Source organism: Microbacterium sp. Bi128, assembly GCF_918698205.1.
In genome coordinates, this window is the sequence record NZ_CAKKMM010000700.1 from 1 (window position 1) to 2,620 (window position 2,620).

The window sequence follows — 2,620 nt, forward strand, 5'->3', positions numbered from 1 at the left end:
GTGCCAACGTCGCGCCTGTCCAGCACACGGGCCAGGCCTCCCTGCCCACCGTGGAGGAAATCTCCGCCGGCGGCGTCGTGGTGGACATGTCCGACGCCGACCTGCGGGTAGCGATCATCGCGCGCCTTAACCGCGGCGGACGTCTCGAGTGGTGCCTGCCGAAGGGCCACCCGGAAGGCAAGGAAAGCAACGAGGAAGCCGCGGTCCGCGAGATCGCCGAGGAAACCGGGATCGAAGGCAGGATCCTGGCACCGCTGGGGAGCATCGACTACTGGTTCACCGTGAGCGGGCACCGCGTCCACAAGACCGTGCACCACTACCTGTTGCGGGCCACCGGCGGGGAACTCACCATCGAAAACGATCCGGACAAGGAAGCCGTGGACGTCGCGTGGGTTCCGATCCAGGAGCTGGCGCGCAAGCTGTCCTTCCCCAACGAACGCCGCATCGCGGATCTGGCCAAAGAAGTCCTGCCGGAAGACCGCTGAAGGCCGCCGGTGCGGCCGGTCACGTCCACGGATAGCGACTAATGCCCCGCGCGGGTGAGACGATGAAGACGATGTCATCAGCCAAACCCGCCCCCGTACCCTCCGGCCCCGCCGATTCCAAAGCTGCCCAATCCGGAGAAGCCCGTTCCAGCGCCGTCATGGCCGCCGGAACCCTCGTTTCGCGTTTCCTGGGCTTCGCCAAGACCTGGATGCTGGCCGCCGCCCTGGGCCTGGGCTCGACGGTCAACGACACTTTCATCAACGCCAACAACCTTCCCAACCTGATCTTCCTGCTGGTGGCCGGCGGGGTGTTCAATGCTGTTCTGGTGCCGCAGATCATCAAAGCCAGCAAGGCGCCGGACAAGGGAGCGGACTACATCAGCCGGCTGCTGACGCTGGCGGTGCTGGTGCTGCTCGTTCTCACGCTGCTGGTCACGCTCCTGGCGCCGTCAGTCATTCAACTGACCACCCAGGGCTACTCGCCGCAGCAGAAGGCCCTCGCGGTGTCGTTCGCGTTCTGGTGCCTTCCGCAGATCTTCTTCTACGGCCTGTACGCCCTGCTGACCCAGGTCCTCAACGCCCACGGGGCCTTTGGACCCGCGATGTGGGCGCCAATCATCAACAACGTCGTGGCGATCGCCGGGCTGGGCATGTTCATCGGCATCATGGGGTCCAACGCCACCAACCCGCACACGATCGACAACTGGGGCCCGTTCCAGACCATCCTCGTCGCCGGGTTCTCCACAATCGGCGTCGTCACCCAGACCGCCGTGCTGCTCATCCCCGTGTTCAGGCTCCGGCTGGGGCTGCGGCCGCGCTTCGGCTGGCGCGGGGTCGGTCTGGGCCATGCCGCGAAGCTGAGCGTCTGGACCCTGGCGACAGCCGCCGTCGGGCAGTTCGCCTTCCTTTACGTCATGCGCATCGCGACGATCCCGGGCGCGGAACGGCTCCGCCTCCAGCAGGCCGGGGATCCCGCGGCAGCCTTCATTCCGGGCAACGCGGTGCTGGAGGTGGCCAGCCAGCTGTACCTGCTGCCGCACTCCATCATTGCCCTGTCCCTGGCCACCGTGCTGTTCAACCGGATGACCCGGGCGTCCCAGGACGGTGACCGGGCCGCCCTGCGAAACGCGCTCTCCCACGGGCTGCGGACCATGGCCGTGGCAACCGTCTTCGGCGCGCTGGCGCTCTTCGCGCTGGCCGGACCGCTGGGCATGTTCTTCTCCGGCAACAATCGCCTGGACGGCGTCATGCTGGCCCAAACCCTCACGATCCTGGCCCTCAGCACCCCGTTCATGAGCGCCAACTTCATGATGTCGCGGGTGTTCTCCGCCAATGAGGACGCACGGACGCCGTTCTTCATCCAGCTGGTCCTGGCGCTGGTCAACCTGTCGGCCGCGTTCGCGATCCAGTTCCTGCCGTTCGATCAGATCATCTTCGCCATCGCGATCCTCTACACGGCCGGCAACATCCTTTCCGTGATCGTCAGCGCGACCTTCCTGCGCCGGCTCCTGGGCCACCTCGACGGGCCCCGCATCGCCAGCTCCTACATCCGCATGGGGTATGCGGCCCTGGGTTCCGCCCTCGCCGGAGCTGTGGCGTTGTGGCTGCTGGGCAGCTACAACCCGGACGGCTACGCCTGGAGCGACCGGACCGCCGCCCTGGTGACAATCGTCGTCGTCGGTCCCGTCATGCTGGCCGCCTATTTCCTGCTGCTGAAGCTCTTCCGGGTCACCGAGCTGCAGGACCTCCTGCAGCCGCTGCTTGGGCGGCTCCGGCGCAGCACCGCCGCAGGGCCCGGCACGGGGCCGCAGGCAGACGGCGCGGCGGAGGTCCGGAGGGCACCGGAGCGGGCCACCGTCTCGGTGGATACGGGCCTGATTCCGCGAATTTCCGGCGAGTTCGACGCCGAGTCGTTCCGTGCCGGTCCCGACATTCGGGAAGAGGACTCGTTCCCTTACGGCCGTCCCGCTGGCTCGGAGGGCGGTTACCTGCCGGCAGAAGACCTCCCCAGCACCGCGCAGGGCGGCTTGGGCAAGGGCGATGTTCCCCTGCCGGGCCGCCGCACCTACCAGGGGCCGGCCGGCCACAACCCCTACTTCCCGTTTGGCGGGAAAAAGAAAAAATGATCCCGGCTC

2 protein-coding genes are annotated in these 2,620 nt (G+C 67.3%); both read left to right on the forward strand.

Annotation, left to right across the window (positions count from 1 at the left end):
- The coding region (locus LQV45_RS25065; protein WP_230009331.1) for an NUDIX hydrolase at positions 1 to 485 on the forward strand (485 nt) is incomplete at its 5' end.
- A 62-nt stretch (positions 486 to 547) separates the two neighbouring features.
- A complete protein-coding gene (gene murJ, locus LQV45_RS25070; RefSeq protein WP_230009332.1) occupies positions 548 to 2,611 on the forward strand; it encodes a murein biosynthesis integral membrane protein MurJ in 2,064 nt (687 codons plus the stop codon).
- Positions 2,612 to 2,620: the final 9 nt, after the last annotated feature.